16 protein-coding genes are annotated in these 17689 nt (G+C 56.4%); 1 reads left to right on the top strand and 15 read right to left on the bottom strand.

The window, feature by feature from the left end:
• Positions 1 to 16 precede the first annotated feature (16 nt).
• Complete coding sequence (locus AD948_RS11520; protein ID WP_061472090.1) at positions 17 to 826, bottom strand: IclR family transcriptional regulator; 810 nt, start codon at positions 824 to 826, stop codon at positions 17 to 19.
• 251 nt (positions 827 to 1077) lie between these two features.
• Between AD948_RS11520 and AD948_RS11515 the strand changes: the two genes are divergently transcribed.
• On the top strand, positions 1078 to 1563 hold the full coding sequence (locus AD948_RS11515) for a glutathione peroxidase (protein WP_061472089.1): 486 nt from the start codon (positions 1078 to 1080) through the stop codon (positions 1561 to 1563).
• A gap of 24 nt (positions 1564 to 1587) precedes the next feature.
• Here the strand turns inward: AD948_RS11515 and AD948_RS11510 are convergent, their stop codons facing one another.
• The 14 genes from AD948_RS11510 to nuoF all read right to left on the bottom strand — a co-directional run bounded on the left by AD948_RS11510 (position 1588) and on the right by nuoF (position 17682).
• Complete coding sequence (locus AD948_RS11510) at positions 1588 to 2271, bottom strand: ABC transporter ATP-binding protein (protein WP_039903997.1); 684 nt, start codon at positions 2269 to 2271, stop codon at positions 1588 to 1590.
• Complete coding sequence (locus tag AD948_RS11505; RefSeq protein ID WP_006558256.1) at positions 2264 to 3511, bottom strand: lipoprotein-releasing ABC transporter permease subunit; 1248 nt, start codon at positions 3509 to 3511, stop codon at positions 2264 to 2266. The genes AD948_RS11510 and AD948_RS11505 overlap by 8 nt, the downstream gene beginning before the upstream one ends.
• 2 nt (positions 3512 to 3513) lie before the next feature.
• The gene (gene proS, locus AD948_RS11500; RefSeq protein ID WP_035380829.1) at positions 3514 to 4830 is read right to left on the bottom strand and encodes a proline--tRNA ligase; all 1317 of its coding nucleotides are present in this window, start codon (positions 4828 to 4830) and stop codon (positions 3514 to 3516) included.
• Positions 4831 to 4986: 156 nt separating this feature from the next.
• On the bottom strand, positions 4987 to 6633 hold the full coding sequence (locus AD948_RS11495) for a ribonuclease J (protein WP_006558254.1): 1647 nt from the start codon (positions 6631 to 6633) through the stop codon (positions 4987 to 4989).
• Between the two features lie 8 nt (positions 6634 to 6641).
• A complete protein-coding gene (locus AD948_RS11490) occupies positions 6642 to 7454 on the bottom strand; it encodes a type III pantothenate kinase (protein ID WP_006558253.1) in 813 nt (270 codons plus the stop codon).
• Positions 7438 to 8202: a biotin--[acetyl-CoA-carboxylase] ligase gene (locus AD948_RS11485; protein ID WP_061472088.1), complete on the bottom strand. Its 765-nt coding sequence runs from the start codon at positions 8200 to 8202 to the stop codon at positions 7438 to 7440. Before AD948_RS11485 ends, AD948_RS11490 begins: the two co-directional genes overlap by 17 nt.
• A 10-nt stretch (positions 8203 to 8212) precedes the next feature.
• On the bottom strand, positions 8213 to 9664 hold the full coding sequence (nuoN, locus tag AD948_RS11480) for an NADH-quinone oxidoreductase subunit NuoN (protein ID WP_061472087.1): 1452 nt from the start codon (positions 9662 to 9664) through the stop codon (positions 8213 to 8215).
• A 60-nt stretch (positions 9665 to 9724) separates the two neighbouring features.
• A complete protein-coding gene (gene nuoL, locus AD948_RS11475) occupies positions 9725 to 11665 on the bottom strand; it encodes an NADH-quinone oxidoreductase subunit L (protein WP_061472104.1) in 1941 nt (646 codons plus the stop codon).
• 8 nt (positions 11666 to 11673) lie between these two features.
• The gene (nuoK, locus tag AD948_RS11470; RefSeq protein ID WP_006558249.1) at positions 11674 to 11997 is read right to left on the bottom strand and encodes an NADH-quinone oxidoreductase subunit NuoK; all 324 of its coding nucleotides are present in this window, start codon (positions 11995 to 11997) and stop codon (positions 11674 to 11676) included.
• On the bottom strand, positions 11994 to 12707 hold the full coding sequence (locus AD948_RS11465; protein ID WP_006558248.1) for an NADH-quinone oxidoreductase subunit J: 714 nt from the start codon (positions 12705 to 12707) through the stop codon (positions 11994 to 11996). Before AD948_RS11465 ends, nuoK begins: the two co-directional genes overlap by 4 nt.
• 36 nt (positions 12708 to 12743) lie before the next feature.
• Positions 12744 to 13232: an NADH-quinone oxidoreductase subunit NuoI gene (nuoI, locus tag AD948_RS11460; protein ID WP_061472086.1), complete on the bottom strand. Its 489-nt coding sequence runs from the start codon at positions 13230 to 13232 to the stop codon at positions 12744 to 12746.
• Positions 13232 to 14260, bottom strand: coding sequence for an NADH-quinone oxidoreductase subunit NuoH (gene nuoH, locus AD948_RS11455; protein ID WP_061472085.1), 1029 nt, complete (start codon positions 14258 to 14260; stop codon positions 13232 to 13234). The genes nuoI and nuoH overlap by 1 nt, the downstream gene beginning before the upstream one ends.
• A gap of 6 nt (positions 14261 to 14266) precedes the next feature.
• Positions 14267 to 16348, bottom strand: a complete 2082-nt coding sequence (gene nuoG / locus AD948_RS11450; RefSeq protein WP_061472084.1) for an NADH-quinone oxidoreductase subunit NuoG — start codon at positions 16346 to 16348, stop codon at positions 14267 to 14269.
• A 5-nt stretch (positions 16349 to 16353) separates the two neighbouring features.
• The gene (nuoF, locus tag AD948_RS11445; protein ID WP_061472083.1) at positions 16354 to 17682 is read right to left on the bottom strand and encodes an NADH-quinone oxidoreductase subunit NuoF; all 1329 of its coding nucleotides are present in this window, start codon (positions 17680 to 17682) and stop codon (positions 16354 to 16356) included.
• Positions 17683 to 17689 lie beyond the last annotated feature (7 nt).

Below are 17689 nucleotides of genomic sequence, written 5' to 3'. Positions count from 1 at the left end.
GAGTCCGGCTCTCACTTTAACGCTGGTTTTCTACCTCTTCGGTCATGTTGTTTCTATAACCCAGCCGTCCGGAAACAGCCTGAGCAAGAGCCACAGCTCTGTTCCCTAGTTCTCCTACGTCATATCGGCCCAGTTCTGTCTGGGGCAGGCTGACGCCCACACCTGCCACCATACGGCCGGAATAATCTTTCACGCCGGCACCAAAGCACCACAGACCATCATGAATCTGCTCATCATCCACCGCGTAGCCGCGTTCGCGAATCTCGGCAATTTCCCGCACCAGAGTCGTGACGGAACGGATTCCATTGGGAGTCATGGGCTCGGGCCATGTGGAGGCCGGGTGTAATGTCAGCCATTCGCGGAAGGATGTATCATCCATCTCGGCCAGCATGGCATTCCCCGTTGCCGTGAAAATGGCGGGCAGGCGCATGCCTACACGGAAGGAGGCCCCTAACACCGTGGCGCTGTTGCGACAGGCCACGTACACCACTTCCATCCCTTCAAGCAGGGTCAGTGTCACCGTAAAGGTGTCGAGATCAGAAAAGCCATCAAGGGACTGATAGAACTCCGTCACCAGATCCCGCTTTTCTGTCACGCCACCCACCCAGTCCAGAAGGCGGGTGCCCAGCCTGTAACCCTGTGTGGCTGTTTTTTCCAGCAACCCCAGTTCAACCATAACCGCCAGCAGCCCATGCACGGTGCTCCTTGGCAGATCAAGCTGCCGGGCCACATCCGCCGCCAGTGGGGGCCGCTGCGCAGCCTTGACCAGATCGAGAATACGCACGGCCCGACGGAGCGCCGGGACAGAATCCTGAGGTTTGGACATGCCGATCTTATTTTCCTTGTTGACAAGAGGAGGCGATATCCTCATTATTCCAAATACGGGATCGTGTTCAACATAATGAACAATAATAAACGAACACGATCTCCAACGCAAAAAATTGGTGGAAGCCTGACAAGAACCCGCAACTGGGCAGCAGGCTTCCCCCTCCCTCTCTCCTCTCGCCCCTTCTCTTTTCTTGCGCTAGACAGGGTTTATTACCCCTGAGACGTTCGCAACAAAAGAGGCACCACGCCATGACCACGGCTTACGATTTCACGCTCCCTGGCCTGGAAGGCGGCACAATCAATCTCAACGACTATCGGGGCAGACCGCTCCTTATTGTCAATACCGCGTCCAAATGCGGTTTTACGCCACAATATGAGGGGTTGCAGGCCACCTGGTGCCAATTCAAAAAAGCCGGACTGGTTGTGATAGGCGTGCCCAGCAATGATTTCGGAAAGCAGGAACCCGGCACAGCATCGGAAATTGCCGATTTCTGCCACCGGAATTATGGCGTCAGCTTTCCCATGGCGGCACGCGGTTCCGTAAAGGGAGCAAATGCCATTCCATTGTTCCAGTGGCTGAACAAGGAATGCGGTTTTCTGGGCCATCCCCGATGGAATTTCTATAAATATCTGATCAACCGCTCCGGTCAGCCTGCAGCATGGTTCAGCAGCCTCACGCCCCCGACATCCCCCCGTGTGCGGGATGCAATTGAACGGACTCTGCTGAACGGCTGAAAATAACGGTGGTGGTGGCTGATCTCAGCGCGCCACCACGTGCCCGTCCCGAAGGGTGATCACGCGATCCATCCGGCTCAGGAGTTCTTCATTATGGGTGGCCACCAAAGCAGCCAGCCCCTGATCCCTCACTGCAGCCATCAGTTCTGTAAAAACAGCATCCGCCGTACGCACATCCAGATTGCCTGTCGGTTCATCCGCCAGAAGCAAGGCTGGCCGGTTGGCCAAAGCGCGGGCTATCGCCACACGCTGTTGCTCACCGCCCGACAACTTGCCCGGCAGATGCTTCAGCCGATGCTTCAGGCCGAACATATCCAGCAGTTCATCCGCCCGTGCACGAGCATCAGCCTTCCGGGTGCCAGCAATCATCTGCGGCAACATCACATTTTCCTGCGCCGTGAATTCAGCCAACAGGTGATGAAACTGGTACACAAACCCGATTTCATCACGCCGCAGAGCCGTGCGTCCGGCATCTGCCAATCCGCGCGTGCTCTGGCCACAGATTTCAATCTCACCCTCATCAGGCGTATCAAGCAATCCCGCCAGATGCAGAAGCGTTGATTTCCCCGTGCCCGAAGGGGCGACAAGGGCCACAAGTTCTCCCGTATGCAGGACAAAATCCGCGCCCTGCAAAACCGGGAGAGATCCGTCCTCCCCGCTACGGTAGGTCTTTTTGACGCCCTGCAGACGTAGAACCACCTTATTCATGACGCAGAGCCTCGACCGGATCCGTTCGTGCGGCACGCCAGGACGGATAAAGTGTCGCCAGCAGAGACAGTGTAAGCGCCATGGCAATCACTTCTCCCACCTGCCCCCACACCAGTTTGGCGGGAAGGTGCGTAAGGTAATAAACTTCGGGATTAAAGAGATTGGTGCCTGTCAGGGATTGTAGGGCCTGCCTGATACGCTCGATATTCATGCAGAACACCACGCCCAGAACTGTACCAGCCACCGTGCCTGTTACGCCTACGGAGGCACCACACATCAGAAAAATGCGCATGATGGCGCCCCGGCTGGCCCCAATGGTGCGCAACACGGCAATATCCCCTGTCTTGTCTTTGACCATCATGATCAGCGACGAGATCACATTGAAGGCTGCCACAAGAATAATAAGTGTCAGGATCAGGAACATGACGTTCTGTTCCACCTGCACCGCGCCAAACAGAGCATTGTTGGCGTTTGTCCAGTCCAACACACGCAGGCCGGGATCACCCACCGCATTGATGATCCGCATGGTTACGGGCCGGACATTCTGGGCGTCCTGCACCATGACCTGAATCTGCGTGACCTTGTCCGGCATCTGAAAGTAAACCTGCGCGGCATGCATGGGCAGGAACACGTAGCTGGCATTGTAGTCATTCACGCCAGCATCAAAAATCGCAACAATATGGTAGGCCCGCACACGCGGTACGGTACCAAAAGCCGTTGCCGCGCCCTCCGGTGAAATCAGCGTAATACGCGACCCGATGGAGAGGCCTGCACGGGACGCAAGCGTGACCCCAACGGCCACAGCATCATCCCCTTCAAAATCATCCAGAGACCCGGCCACCAGAGAGGAGCTTACCCCTTTAAGGTCCAGCAGTCCCTGTTTGGTCATGCCGTGCACCACGCCGCCAGAATTGAAAGAGCCAGCGCTCAGAAGCACCTGCCCTTCCACCAGCGGGGTTGCACTGATAACGCCGGGCACCTTGCGCACCCGGTCTGTTACCTCTTCATAATGGGAGATGGTCCGGCCTGATCCATAAATGCTCAGATCACCATTCAGACCAAGAATGCGGTCCATCAGATCTGCCTGGAACCCGTTCATTACCGCCATGACGATAATGAGCGTGGCCACACCAAGTGCGATCCCCACCAGCGAGAAAATGGCGATGACAGACACAAACCGCTCACCACGGCGCGCCCGGAGGTACCGCCCGGCTATTGCCCGCTCGAAGGGACCAAACATGCTCAGCCTGCCAGAACCAGTGCCAGAGCGTCATCCACGCTCAAATCATGCCGCTCGCCTGTCGCACGGCGCTTGAGTTCGACACGCCCTTCCTTTGCGCTCCGTGGCCCGACCACAATCTGCCACGGATGCCCCATCAGATCCGCATCAGCAAATTTGGCGCCAGCCCGATCCGTGCGGTCGTCATACAGGAAGGCTTCCGTATCCACATTATAGATGCGTTCACACACGGCATCGCACGTTTCATCCCCCACTTTCAGGTTCAGAATTGCGGCCTTGAAGGGTGCTACGGCATCTGGCCAGATGATCCCGTTTTCATCATGGCTGGCCTCGATAATTGCTCCGGCCAAGCGGGAGACACCAATGCCGTATGACCCCATTTCCGGGTAGATCTGAGAACCATCAGGCGCGCTTACGCTGATATCCATGGCCTTGGTGTATTTGGTACCGAAGTGGAAAATGTGTCCCACTTCAACGCCACGGCCTTCACGCCGACGCTCTTCCGGCACGGCGTCCCACGCCGTGGTGTCATGCATTTCATCGGTGGCGGCATACGGCGTGGTCACCCGCTTATAGAAGGTTTCCAGCGCCAACGGGCTGTTTACATCGACAGGTTCATCCAGCCAGTCCTGATCTTCCAGCGCGGCATCATAGAACACGCCGCTCTCACCCGTGGGGGCCAGGATAAGGAATTCATGACTGAGCTCCCCGCCAATGGGACCAGTATCAGCCCGCATGGGCACGGCCCGCACGCCCAACCGCTGGAACGTACGCAGATACGCCAACATCATCCGCTGGTAACTTGCAACGGCGGAGGCATAATCCAAATCAAAGCTGTAGGCGTCTTTCATCAGAAATTCACGGCCGCGCATCACACCAAACCGGGGGCGCATTTCGTCACGGAATTTCCACTGGATATGATACAGAACCTGCGGCAGTTCCTTGTAGGATTTAACAGTCTGCCCGAACAGATCTGTAATCATTTCCTCATTAGTCGGCCCATACAGCAATTCCCGCTTGTGCCGGTCCTGAATGCGCAGCATTTCCGGCCCGTAAGCATCATACCGGCCCGAACGCTTCCACAGATCAGCAGACTGAAGGGTGGGCATCAGCACTTCCTGCGCGCCAATGCTATCCTGCTCTTCACGCACAATCTGGCTGATGTTGCGCAGCACCTTCAGCCCCGCTGGCAACCACGCATAGATACCGGACGCCGTCTGCCGGACCAGCCCTGCACGAAGCATCAGCCGGTGAGAGACGATCTGCGCCTCTGCCGGGTTTTCTTTAAGGGTAGGGAGAAAACTGCGCGAAAGACGCATGGTCGTACTCAACCTTGTCTGTAAGGCAGACCACAGCAGGGTCTACCCGAAAAATTCCTGAACATCTTCTGCTGTAAAGCACTGTGCCCATAAAGAAAACCCGCATCATGCGGGCTTCCTTCCACGGCTTATGTGCCTATCATGCAGGCAAAGGCTTCAGACACGCAGAACGTGCACATCCACCAGCGGGCGCTTCTGAAGCTTACGCCCCAGAGCCCGGCGCAGTGCCGTCTTGGCGGCATCACGGAACGCCTGATCATCATTCCGCAGTTCATCGGGAATAACATCCAGCGCGTTGGCGAATTCTTCACGCACGCGCACGCTTTCCAGATCATCCGGGTCCAGCAGGCCGGGCGCGCTCAGTTTGGGCTCGCCGATAACAAACCCTTCGTCATCCACCGCAAAGCTGGCAATTACCACACCGTTGAACAGCATCTTGCGACGCGCCGCCAGAACGCCACCATTCATTGGCAGCAGACGGCCACCATCCAGCGCCAGACGGCCGCTGGGTGCAGTATCCACCACTTCGGCCTTGCCCGGAGCAAGACGCAGAATATCGCCATCTTCAAGCAGAATGGGGGCAATACCCTTATCCTGCGCCAATGCGGCATGTGCCGTGAGGTGACGCCATTCGCCGTGAACCGGCACAGCATATTGCGGCTTGATCAGATCATACATGGTGCTCACGTCACCGCCCGTGGCGTGACCCGATACATGCACAAAATGGTCTTTATCCGTAATCACGCGCACGCCACGACGGGACAGATTGTCCTGCACCGCCATAATGGCGCGCTCGTTACCCGGAATCATACGGCTGGAATAGATGACCGTATCACCCTCACCCAGAGAAATGTTGGGGTGAATATCCAGTGAGATGCGGGACAAGGCAGAGCGCGGCTCACCCTGGCTCCCGGTAATGATCATGACCGTCTGATCATCCGGCACATCATTCGCATCCTGCTCGTTCAGGAACGGCAGAACACCAGACAGATATCCGCATTCACGCGCGGCAACATCCAGATTGCGCAGGGAGCGGCCAACCAGAACCACCGTGCGGCCGGCCGCCTGTGCAGCCATGGCAATGGTTTCAACGCGGGCTACGTTGGACGCAAAGCAGGTAACGGCGATACGGCCTTTAAGGCTGCCGATCAGGTCCGTCATGCTCCGACGCACTTCCGATTCGGACTGGGAGGCACCGGGCTTCATCACGTTGGTGCTGTCACACACCAGAGCCAGAACCCCTTCCTCACCCACTTCCTTCAGGCGTTTGATATCCGTTGGCGGGCCAACAAGCGGGTCCGGATCAAGTTTCCAGTCCCCGGTATGCACCACAATCCCTGCGGGCGTGCGCAGAACAACGCTCTGCGCTTCTGGCACGGAATGGGTAACGGGAATGAACTCAAGATTGAAAGGCCCGACATCAAACGTGCCACCACAAGGGATGACGTGAATCGGCACTTCCTGAAGCAGGCGGGCTTCACCCAGTTTGCGGCGCAGCACGGCCCCAGCAAAAGGGGTCACGTAAACGGGGCACTGCAGAAGCGGCCACAGATGAGCCACCGCGCCAATATGGTCTTCATGGGCGTGGGTAATCACCAACCCTGCCAACTGGTCCCGACGTTCTGCAATAAAGGTGGGATCAGGCACCAGAATTTCAGCTTCCGGTGTGTCGTTTCCGCTAAAACCAATACCGCAATCTATCGCCAGCCAGGTTTCCCCCAGGCGATAGAGATTAAGATTCATGCCAATCTCGCCCGTTCCGCCCAAGGGCAGAAAGGCGAAATCGCCGTTCTGGTCTGTCATTAGATGTACTATCCTTCTGTCAAAACATCTTTTTCGATTGTAAGACGCGGCAAGGGATTCCGCCCCGCCAATATCCGCAGCCCGTTCAGGGTCAGCATTGAATCCACGTGGTCAAACACCGTTGTTCCTTCCGAGAAGAGCGGAGCCAGACCGCCGGTTGCGAGCACTTTCATATCCTGCCCGACTTCCCGCCTGATCCTCTCGACGATCCCCTCGATCAAACCCACATACCCCCAGAACACCCCTGAGCGCATAGCCGTAACGGTATTACGCCCGATAACGGAATCAACTGCCGGGCGCCCCACACCAATACGCGGCAGACGTGCCGCAGCCTGATGCAAGGCTTCAACAGACAGATTGATCCCCGGCGCAATCACACCACCGCAATAACTGCCTTCACTATCCACCACATCAAACGTGGTGGCCGTGCCAAAATCAATAACTGTTAACGGTCCACCATACAGATGGTGTGCCGCCAGACCATTTAAAAGACGGTCCACCCCAACTTCATCGGGGTTATCCGTCTTGATTACAAAGCCCCAGTCCAACCGGGCTGATGCCAGAAGAGGTTCAACCGCAAACCACTGGCGGCAAAGCGTACGCAGATGATAAAGGGCGGCAGGCACCACCGTGCCAATAACAGCGCCCTCAACATCATCAGCAGAGATCCCCTGCATCCGCAGAAGCGCCAGCAGCCAGACAGCATATTCATCAGACGTACGCTGCGCCTGCATGGTAATACGCCACGTACCCCGCCACTTTGCACCATCATGCACGGCAAACACCACATTTGTGTTGCCTGCATCAATGACGAGCAGCACGTCCTGCCCCCTGTGATGCCAGCAGGATATCTCCTGTTGCGACCGTTTTCATCCCGTTTTCCGTTTCAAGCAGCAGCCGACCATCTGCGGCCAGCCCTGCAAACCGCCCCTTTTCATAAGTAGTCCCGCCGTTTACCACAAGAGGCGTGCCCACGGGATGCGCCCGTTTCATCCATTCCGCACACAGAATACCAAACCCCTGGTGCTCCCAGACATCCCGCCAGTGTGTGATCTGTGCCAGAATGGCCTCCGCCACAGCACGCGGATGAGGAGGCTCTCCGTATCGCCCCAGAAAAGCTGCCTCCCGCCCTATGGCGTCCGTTGCCGGAGACCGCGCCAGATTGGCACCCATACCGATAATGAGGCATCGCCCTTCCCGCTCGATCAGAATGCCGCCCAGTTTCTGCCCATCCAGCAGAATATCATTGGGCCATTTGATCATCAGATGATCACGGGCGGCGGGCATGGTCTCTGCCAAGCCTTCAAAAAAAGCAAGGGACGCAAGAAAGGGCCAACCGCCCAGAGCATCCTGCCCCGCCTGCTGGCCATCAAGAAGCATGGAAAGAGCGAGGCTTTGCCCTGCATCAACCCAGTTCCGCCCCCGGCTGCCCCGCCCCTTTGTCTGGCGCAAAGCCAGAAGGGCCAGACCAGGCTTTTCACCCGCTCTGGCCCGTTCAAGGCATACATCCGAGGTTGAAGTCAGTTCATCATGACATTCCAGCCGCCAAGGCGGACAAACTGCCTTCATTCCATCTCCTTCAGCCAGCCAGAGCCAGGGCCGCCTGCTGTGCCATGTTCATCAGTGGTCCGAGAACCAGAATGAAGAACACCGTGGCCAGCCCCATGCCGCCCGAAACAAACAGCAGGCTGGGTGCGGGCCGGTCCAGCCCTTCTGCTGGCGCATCAAAATACATCACCTTTACAACACGCAGGTAATAGTAAGCGCCCACAATACTGGAGACAGCCCCTACAACGACCAGCACATAAAGGCCAGCCTGCCACGCGGCCGCAAATACCATGAACTTGCCGAAGAACCCGGCCAGTGGCGGTGCGCCGACCATGCTGAACATGAAGATAGCTAGTGCTGCCGCCATGCCGGGGTCGGTCTTGCTCAGCCCGGCAAGATCGGAAATGGCCGTCACTTCACGCCCTTTGCGACGCATTGCCGCAATTCCGGCAAAAACCCCTGCATTCATGACCAGATAGGCTGCAAGATAAATCAGGGTTGCCCTTACCCCTGCTGCTGAAGCCGATGCCAGCCCCATCATGGCGTACCCCATGTGACCAATGGAAGAATACGCCATAAGACGCTTGATATCCGTCTGCGGTATGGCCGCGAAAGCCCCATAAACCATGGAGAGCATGGAAGCGGTTTCAATCAGGATCTGCCAGCGAGGCGCAACCGCACCGAACGGCCCGACCATGACACGCAGAAACAGAGCGAAGGCGGCAAATTTGGGCGCACCCGCCATATAGGCTGTTACCGGCGTTGGTGCCCCCTGATAGACATCAGGCGTCCACATATGGAAGGGAACGGCGGAAAGCTTGAAACACAGCCCCACCACCACGAACACAATGCCAACAATCAACCCTGGTGGCAGTGTTCCTGACGCATGGATGGCGGCAATCAGCCCCGTATATTCCATGGTGCCTGCGTAACCATAGACCAGAGACATGCCATACAGCAGCAGCCCGGAAGCCAGGGAGCCCAGAACAAAATATTTCAATCCGGCTTCAGAAGACGTAACCCGGTCCCGCTCCAGAGCACAGAGAATGTAGATGGAGAGAGAAGATAGTTCCAATCCGACAAACAGGGTCATGAGATTGGCGGAGGATGCCATGATCATGGCACCGAGGGTTGAAAACAGCATGAGGATAGGCGTTTCAAACGGTAACGCTCCCGGATCATGCCGGTCCTCACCACGGTACCCTACGGTGACAATAGTTGCCAGAAGGCCACCCACCAGTGCCAGAATTTTCATGAAGCGTGCAAAGCTGTCATTCACAAAGGTACCGGCATAACCCGCGCCGTCGGGCGAAAGGGCCACCAGAAACCCACACCCCACAAAGGCGGCAACCGTCAGCATGGAGCAAGGAAAGAACCCTTCCCCCCGTCGCTGCAACACGCCCACAACCAGAATGATCAAGCCGGAAAGTGCAAGTGTGATTTCCGGCAGAGCCAGCGCCCAGTTGACCGAGGTCGCACTCATCGCACTGCACTCCGTTCACTACAGATATCAAAAAGGAAAAAAAACGACATCATCCACCCCTCATCCGCACAGGGCGACGGTCAGCAGCACCACAAGGCCCGCCAGCATGGTGAAGGCATAAATGGCAATGGAGCCGGTCTGGAGTTTGACGGCCTCCGATGCGCCCGTAACGGTTGCACGCACCAGATCACGTGGCAGCCCTTCCACAGCGCCTTCATCCCCCTCTTTCCACAGCACGCGCGCAATGGCGGCATAGGGACGGACAAAAATAACTGTGTAGAGTTCGTCAAAATACCATTTGTTGAGCAGAAAGCGATAAACCGGACCAAAAGACCGCGCCATGGAGGCAGGCAATGCGGGAGACGCCACATAGAACACATACGCCAGAGCAATCCCTGCCAGCCCGGCAATGGAAGGCAACAGGCCGATCAGCGCGGGAACATGCTCAAATGTTTCCATAATGCTGTTGCCCGGCGCGTTGAAAATGGCCCCGTTCCAGAACAGATCCTGCTTTGCGCCGATATAATACGGTGCCAGAGCAACGCCTGCCACCACGGCACCAATAGCCAACAGCACCAGAGGTATGGTCATAACCGCAGGGCTTTCATGCGCGGCATCACGCACATGCTCGTCTGCCGGTGCGCCATGGAACACAAGAAACAGCAGGCGCCAGCTATAAAAGGCCGTGATGAACGCCGTAATGGTGCCAAGTGTCCAGGCATAATGGCTCATGCTGCTGCCACTGGCCCACAAGGCGTTCAGAATGGCATCCTTGGACCAATATCCCGCGAACGGAAACACACCGGCCAGCGCAAGGCTACCAATCCACATAACAGCGTATGTCAGCGGCAGTTTTTTCCACAAACCGCCCATACGGAACATGTTCTGCTCATCATGCACAGCGTGAATGACAGAGCCTGCGCCAAGAAACAGAAGTGCTTTGAAAAAGGCATGCGTGGTCAGATGGAAAACAGATGCCTGATACGCCCCCACGCCCACAGCCGCAAACATGTAGCCAAGCTGTGAACAGGTGGAATACGCGATGGTGCGTTTGATATCTGGCTGCACCATGCCGACCGTAGCGGCAAAGAAACAGGTGGTGGCCCCAATAAAGATCACAAACATCCGCGTGCCGGGTGCGAACTCCAGCAAGGGAGACATACGCGCCATCAGGAACACGCCAGCCGTGACCATTGTTGCTGCATGAATAAGGGCAGAAACTGGCGTTGGCCCCTCCATGGCGTCCGGCAACCACGTATGGAGGAAAAGCTGGGCGGATTTGCCCATGGCCCCCACAAACAGCAGGAAGCAGATCACTTCCATCATGTTGAACGTGGTGCCAAACAGGGAATAGGACGCACCAAGAACCTGAGGAACCGTTGCAAAAATCTGATCATACTGAACGGTATGAAACAGAACATACACCAGCCCGATCCCGACGAGGAAGAACAGGTCAGCCACGCGGTTGACCACAAATGCTTTGATCGCCGCTGCTGTGGCGGAAGGCCGATCATACCAGTAGCCAATCAGCAGATAGCTGGCCAGACCAACCCCTTCCCACCCGAAGAACAACTGGATGAGATCATTCGAGGACACCAGCATGAGCATGGCGAAGGTAAACAGTGAGAGATACGAAAAAAACCGATAAGTCGGCATGGTTTCGTGGCTCATGTAGCCAAGGCTGTAACAATGCACCAGCAGAGACACACACAGCACCATGGCCGTCATGGTCACAGAAAGCGTATCAAACCGTAGGGTCCAGGTGGCGTGAAAACCGCCTGCGTTCACCCAATCGGCCAATGGCACAGTCTGCAGCGCAAAACCGGCGGACCAGCCGCCATAAAGAGCACCAACACCACACAGCGCTGCAACGCCCATGCAGCCAATGGTTATAATCTTGGCCATGGCATCGCCCAAAAGGCGACCACCCAGCCCCGCAACAACCGCCCCTGCCAAAGGCAGGAGGATAGCCGTGGCAAACAGGTGAAGATCGGTCTGCATGAGTCCGCTCATCCCTTCATCATCGTAACGTCTTCAACCTGGATGGATCCACGGTTGCGGAAATAGACCGTGACAATAGCCAGACCAATTGCTGCTTCTGCTGCTGCAATGGTCAGCACAAACAGCACCATGATCTGCCCAGAAAGATCTGCATGGGCGGAAGAAAACGCAACAAAATTGAGGTTTGCAGACAGCAGGATCAATTCCATGGACATCAGGATGATGATGACGTTTTTCCGGTTCAGGAAAATGCCAAACACACCCAGCACCAGCAATGCTGCGCTGACAATCAGATAAGGGCCAAGCCCAATGGGGGCGATTGCGGGCGTCATGCGCCGGTCTCCCTTTTGTCTGCCTCCGCCTGCCCTCCTGATCCGTATGATCCGGGGACTGCATTTTCGTAATAGGATGTGTGGGGACGGAGGAAACCACCGTTACCCAACACATTTTCGCCAAGTGGCAGATCTACAAGCACCAGCGTGTCTTCACGTGTGCGTGCATGCTGTTTGCTGATGTCCTGACGGCGGCCTGTATTGGTCTGGCGCAGTGTGAGCACAATGGCCCCGATCATGGCCACCAGCAGCACAAGACCGCAGGATTGGAACAGCAGAACATAATGGGTGTAAATCAACGTGCCCAAGGCGGCTGTGTTCGTCAGGCCCGGTGCGCCGCTCAGCGGGGCGATGCCCGTATCGGGGGCCATTTTCCAGTTCCCCAGCGCCATGATGAGCTCAACAAACAAGATGCCGCCCACGCACGCGCCGATCGGGGCATGACGCTGAAAGCCTTCCCGCATCTGCGTGAAATCAATATCCAGCATCATGACCACAAACAGGAACAGAACAGCGACCGCGCCCACATAGACAATCACCAGCAGCATCGCCAGGAATTCGGCCCCGGCCACCAGAAACAGGCCCGCCGCATTGAAAAACGCGAGAATGAGAAACAGCACCGAATGCACCGGGTTGCGCGCCGTAATAACCATTGTGGCGGATACAAGCAGCACCGTCGCAAAAACGTAAAATACAAGCTGCGGTATCATCAGCTTACCTCCTGCCAGGACATGGCCTGCATCATCTCAGCGATAAGGCGCATCAAGTTCCAACCGTCGGGCCAGCAGAGCCTCCCAACGGTCTCCATTCGCGAGCAGCTTGTCCTTGTTGTACATCAGCTCTTCACGCGTTTCGGTTGCAAATTCGTAGTTCGGGCCTTCAACAATGGCGTCAACCGGGCACGCTTCCTCGCACAGACCGCAATAGATGCATTTGGTCATGTCAATGTCATAGCGTGTGGTGCGGCGGGAACCATCGTCCCGTTCTTCAGCCTCAATTGTAATGGCTTCAGCGGGGCATGTGGCTTCGCACAGCTTGCAGGCAATGCAGCGTTCTTCCCCATTGGGATAACGGCGCAATGCATGCTCACCGCGAAAACGCGGAGACAGCGGCCCTTTTTCATAAGGATAGTTCAGCGTGACTTTCGGCTTGAACATCATCTTGAAAGTGGACGCCATGCCTGCCGCCAGTTCGGCCAACAGAAAGGACCGGAAGGTTTTTCCAAGAGTACTCATCAGTTTACACCTCCAGCCTGAGGCAGCAGGCCCGTAGCCATAAGGAAGCCTGCGGTTCCAATCATCCACAGTAGGGAGAACGGTAGGAAAATCTTCCAACCCAACCGCATAAGCTGGTCATACCGATAACGGGGGAATGTGGCCCGCACCCAGATAAACACGAACAGGCAGAACAGGATTTTGCAAATCAGCCACAGGGGGCCAGGTACCCATGTGAACGGCGCAATACCCAGCGGAGGCATCCAGCCGCCAAGAAAAAGAATGCTGACCATGGCCGACATCAGGATCATGTTGGCATATTCGCCAAGGAAGAAGAGACCAAATGCCAGCGAGGAATATTCAACAAAGAACCCGGCTACCAGTTCACTTTCCCCTTCAGGAAGATCAAATGGTGCCCGGTTGGTTTCCGCCAGCGCCGAGATAAAAAACACGATGAACATCGGGAACATGGGCAGGCAGAACCACACATGCCGTTGCGCCAGCACAATGTCGTTCAGGTTCAGGCTGCCCACCGCCAACAGAACAGAGACGATGACAAGCCCGATCGACACTTCGTAGGAGACCATCTGCGCTGCGGACCGCAGACCACCGAGAAAGGCGTATTTTGAATTGGACGCCCACCCGGCAATGAGCATACCGTAAACACCCAATGAAGAAATAGCCAGCAGATACAGAATACCAACATTGATATTCGCAACGGCCAGACCATTCCCCGTGGGAATAACCGCCCATGCCAGCATGGCCAGAGAGAATGTTAGAAACGGAGCAAACAGAAACAGTGCCCTATTGGCCCCTGCGGGAATAACCGTTTCCTTGAAAATCATCTTGATGGCATCAGCAAAAGCCTGAAGCAGCCCAAAAAGACCATTCACGTTCGGGCCGCGCCGCATCTGCATTGCGGCCATCACCTTGCGTTCCATCAATGTGAGGTACGCTACACCAATCAGCAGCGGAACCAGAACGGCCAGCGTTTCCAGAACCATCAGAATAATCTGGCCTATCAGCGTATGATAAAAAAACTGCGCCATCAGCCCTTACTCCGCCGCCACTGCGCGCACTGGTGCGTAAATGCGCGAACATTCCGCCATGGTCGGGCTAGCCCGGCTTATGGGGTTTGTCTGGTAATAATCATCAATAGCCGGACGGAACGCACCAGCACTGAACTCGGCTATTGTTTTTTGTGCAGTCCCCTCGGCCTGTGCCGGAAGGCGGGCCTGTGGTGTCGCCACAGAACCAATGGACGCAAACACGGGGTTCACCTCCACCATTCTGGCGCGCAAAGCCTCCAGTGTGTCATACGGCAATGTGTGCCCGACCACTTCTGAAAAGGCCCGAAGAATACGCCAGTCTTCCCGCGCATCACCCGGAGGGAACACAGCGCGGAACGCCCGTTGAACACGCCCTGCCATATTGACATACGTGCCCGGTTTTTCGGTATAAGCCGCTCCCGGCAGGATAATGTCAGCACGGGCGGCGGCAGCGTCTCCGTGGTGCCCCTGATAGACCACAAATGTCTCGGGAGCGATTTTATCGATCGGGAATTCGTCGGCGCCCATCAGCCAGAGAACATCCACCCCGCCCCGCAGCATATTGGCTGCGGCCAGACCACGTGGCCCCGGCAGGAAACCAAGATCAAGCGCCCCTACTCGAGAAGCCGCGGTGTGCAGAATGTTGAACCCGTTCCATCCATCTGCAATAGCACCGCTCTGTTCGGCCAAGGTGCGACAGGCTTCATAAACCGCCTGAGCATCCCGCCGCGTCAGCGCGCCATGCCCCAGAATGATCATGGGGCGCTTTGCTGACTTCAGTGTTTCTGCAAAAGGAATGCTACCATCAAGCAGAGAAGTCAGAACATCCGGCCCGTCCCCAAGGAACGTGACATCATAAGTGGGGTCAGCGGAGGATGCGCCGATCATCGCAATCGGGAAGCCGCCCCGCCCTGCCCGCAGAAACCGCTTGCGGATACGGGCGTTCAACACAGGCGCTTCATGACGGGGCACTGAGCCCACAATCAGGAGCGCGTCTGCCTCGTCAATTCCGACAATATCACTATTGAACAGATAGCCTTCACGGGCACTGGTATCATACCAGGCCCCATCCTGACGGCAGTCTATGTTGGATGACCCCAGTGCAGACATAAGATCTTTTAAAGCGCACAGGCTTTCTGCGTCACACAGATCACCCGCTACCGCGCCAATCCTGTCTCCAGACACACCATCCAGCCTGCGAGCCAGAGAGACAAAAGCATCCTGCCATGAGGCTGCATGAAGTTTGCCATGCACTCGCACCCACGGCTTATCAAGCCGCCGGCGCTTCAGGCCATCAACTGAAAAACGGGCTTTGTCTGACAGCCATTCTTCATTCACTTCATCATTCACACGGGGCACGATGCGCATCACTTCGCCGCCGCGCGCCTGAACCTGAATGTTGGTACCCAGCGCATCCAGCACATCAATGCTGTCCGTCTTTTTGTATTCCCAGGACCGTGCATGAAACGCCGTGGGTTTGGCTGTCAGCGCACCAACAGGACAGATATCAATCAGATTGCCTGAAAGCTCGGATGTCAGGGCCTTTTCCACATAAGTGGTAATTTCCGCGTTTTCACCGCGTGACACCATGCCAAGTTCAGGAGTGCCCGCCACTTCCGTTGTGAAACGAACGCACCGTGTGCATTGAATGCAGCGCGTCATTACCGTTTTCACCAACGGACCGAGGTTCTTGTCCGTTACCGCACGCTTGTCTTCATGGTAGCGGGAGATACCGGTGCCGTAACCATAAGCTTGGTCCTGCAAATCACATTCACCACCCTGATCACAGATCGGGCAATCAAGCGGATGATTGATCAGCAGGAATTCCATTACGGCCCGACGGGCGCGGCGCACCACATCCGTATCCGTCAGAATTTCCATGCCTTCCGAAACCGGAAAACCACAGGATGCAACTGGCTTTGGCGCACGTACAACCTGCACCAGGCACATACGGCAGTTACCTGCTACGGAAAGGCGTTCATGATAGCAGAAGCGGGGAATTTCCTTCCCTGCGGCTTCACACGCCTGAAGAGCGGAAGAACCGGGAGCAACATCAACCGGCGTTCCATCAACAATAACCCTCACCATGGCTTTTACTCCGCTGCCACTGGCACGCCGTGCGCGGGCACCTGCACCAGACCGGTTCCGCCAAGTGCGGCTTTGTACTGACGAATACGGGCTTCCATTTCAGGGCGGAAATGACGGATCAACCCTTGAATAGGCCATGCCGCCGCATCACCCAGCGCGCAGATGGTGTGCCCTTCAACCTGCCGCGTGACCTGTTCAAGCAGATCAATTTCTTCAAGCTCGGCACGCCCCTGCACCATCCGGTCCATCATGCGCATCATCCACCCGGTACCTTCGCGGCACGGTGTGCACTGTCCGCAGCTTTCATGTTTGAAAAAGCGGGAGAAGCGGGCAATGGCCTCAATAATGTCTGTCGATTTATCCATGACAATCATGCACGCTGTCCCCAAACCAGAGCGCTCAGCGCGTAAACTGTCATAATCCATCAACACTGTTTCGCAGATGGATTTCGGCAGGACCGGAACGGAGCAGCCACCAGGAATAACGGCCAGCAGGTTATCCCAGCCGCCCCGTACGCCACCGCCATGCTTTTCGATAATGTCCTTCAGCGGAACGCCAAGTTCTTCTTCAAACACACAGGGCGTATTCACATGACCGGAAATTGCCATGAGTTTGCTACCCGCATTATTGGGCCGCCCAAGCCCGGCAAACCAGCTTGCCCCACGCCGCATGATCGTAGAGGCAACTGAAATGCTTTCCACGTTGTTCACCGTGGTCGGGCAGCCATACAACCCTACCCCGGCAGGGAAAGGCGGTTTCATACGCGGCTGGCCTTTTTTGCCTTCCAGGCTTTCCAGCAGGGCTGTTTCTTCCCCGCAGATATAAGCCCCTGCGCCACGATGAATGTAGAAATCAAAATCCCATCCGGTCCCGGCTGCATTTTTTCCAAGCAACCCGGCCGCGTAAGCTTCATCGACTGCATACTGGAGATGTTCGGCTTCACGAAAGAACTCGCCGCGAATGTAGATATAAGCAGCATGGGCCCCCATGGCGAACGAAGCGATCAGCGCACTTTCAATCAGCTTATGCGGCTCATGCCGCATGACTTCGCGGTCCTTGCATGTGCCCGGTTCGGATTCATCGCCGTTAATCACCAGATAATGTGGCCGACCATCTGACTGCTTGGGCATGAAGGACCATTTCAGCCCGGTGGGGAAGCCTGCCCCACCGCGCCCGCGCAGACCGGACGCTTTCATTTCCGCCACAACACCATCCCGCCCCTTGGCGAGGATCGCTGCCGTATTATCCCAGTCTCCGCGCTTGCGGGCTCCCTCCAGCTTCCAATCATCCTGACCATAAAGATTGGTGAAGATCCGGTCTTTGTCCTGCAACATGGCCGTC

The organism is Acetobacter senegalensis, from assembly GCF_001580995.1.
In the GTDB taxonomy this organism is placed as follows: Bacteria; Pseudomonadota; Alphaproteobacteria; order Acetobacterales; family Acetobacteraceae; genus Acetobacter; species Acetobacter senegalensis.
The sequence above is the reverse complement of the archived record's forward strand: the minus strand, read 5'-3'. Positions and strand labels throughout refer to the sequence as shown.

What these genes read in the sequence shown, in the direction of transcription:
- AD948_RS11520 (WP_061472090.1), bottom strand. Translation starts at nt 826, where the DNA reads ATGTCCAAACCTCAGGATTCTGTCCCGGCGCTCCGTCGGGCCGTGCGT.
- AD948_RS11515 (WP_061472089.1), top strand. Translation starts at nt 1,078, where the DNA reads ATGACCACGGCTTACGATTTCACGCTCCCTGGCCTGGAAGGCGGCACA.
- AD948_RS11510 (WP_039903997.1), bottom strand. Translation starts at nt 2,271, where the DNA reads ATGAATAAGGTGGTTCTACGTCTGCAGGGCGTCAAAAAGACCTACCGT.
- AD948_RS11505 (WP_006558256.1), bottom strand. Translation starts at nt 3,511, where the DNA reads ATGTTTGGTCCCTTCGAGCGGGCAATAGCCGGGCGGTACCTCCGGGCG.
- proS (WP_035380829.1), bottom strand. Translation starts at nt 4,830, where the DNA reads ATGCGTCTTTCGCGCAGTTTTCTCCCTACCCTTAAAGAAAACCCGGCA.
- AD948_RS11495 (WP_006558254.1), bottom strand. Translation starts at nt 6,633, where the DNA reads ATGACAGACCAGAACGGCGATTTCGCCTTTCTGCCCTTGGGCGGAACG.
- AD948_RS11485 (WP_061472088.1), bottom strand. Translation starts at nt 8,202, where the DNA reads ATGAAGGCAGTTTGTCCGCCTTGGCGGCTGGAATGTCATGATGAACTG.
- nuoN (WP_061472087.1), bottom strand. Translation starts at nt 9,664, where the DNA reads ATGAGTGCGACCTCGGTCAACTGGGCGCTGGCTCTGCCGGAAATCACA.
- nuoL (WP_061472104.1), bottom strand. Translation starts at nt 11,665, where the DNA reads ATGCAGACCGATCTTCACCTGTTTGCCACGGCTATCCTCCTGCCTTTG.
- nuoK (WP_006558249.1), bottom strand. Translation starts at nt 11,997, where the DNA reads ATGACGCCCGCAATCGCCCCCATTGGGCTTGGCCCTTATCTGATTGTC.
- AD948_RS11465 (WP_006558248.1), bottom strand. Translation starts at nt 12,707, where the DNA reads ATGATACCGCAGCTTGTATTTTACGTTTTTGCGACGGTGCTGCTTGTA.
- nuoI (WP_061472086.1), bottom strand. Translation starts at nt 13,232, where the DNA reads ATGAGTACTCTTGGAAAAACCTTCCGGTCCTTTCTGTTGGCCGAACTG.
- nuoH (WP_061472085.1), bottom strand. Translation starts at nt 14,260, where the DNA reads ATGGCGCAGTTTTTTTATCATACGCTGATAGGCCAGATTATTCTGATG.
- nuoG (WP_061472084.1), bottom strand. Translation starts at nt 16,348, where the DNA reads ATGGTGAGGGTTATTGTTGATGGAACGCCGGTTGATGTTGCTCCCGGT.
- nuoF (WP_061472083.1), bottom strand. Translation starts at nt 17,682, where the DNA reads ATGTTGCAGGACAAAGACCGGATCTTCACCAATCTTTATGGTCAGGAT.